Source organism: Rhodococcus sp. ARC_M6 (assembly GCF_022810305.1).
In the GTDB taxonomy this organism is placed as follows: domain Bacteria; phylum Actinomycetota; class Actinomycetes; order Mycobacteriales; family Mycobacteriaceae; genus Rhodococcus_F.
Map to the genome: position 1 here is coordinate 1 of NZ_JALGQH010000092.1, position 368 is coordinate 368.

Consider the following 368-nt stretch of genomic DNA (forward strand, 5'->3'; position numbering starts at 1 on the left):
CCTTCGAAAACTTCGTCCGCGACAACGGCCGCGCCGAAGCCATCTGGTACCCCTTCACCGACAAACCGTGGATGAAGGTGTGGTCCCTCGAACCCACCAAACCCGCCACCTCCCGCGAAGTCACCGGACCCTACAACTACATCTTCTCCGACAACCTCCCCGAACCGCTCACCGACATGATCGGCGCGATCAACGCCGGAAACCCCGGCATTGCACCGGCATTCGGACCCATGATGTACATGACCACCGTCGCCGGCCTCGCCGTCACCAACGCCAACGACATCTGGGGCTGGTCCAAAGACGTCCAGTTCTACATCAAAGCCACCACCCTCCGACTGACCGAAGGCGGCGGCGCCGTCATCACCTCC

General features: G+C 62.2%; 1 protein-coding gene. It reads left to right on the forward strand.

What is annotated here, in order from left to right:
* Positions 1-368, forward strand: a 368-nt coding sequence (locus MTX36_RS30755) for a cholesterol oxidase substrate-binding domain-containing protein (RefSeq protein WP_279395140.1), incomplete at both ends; no start/stop codon positions are given.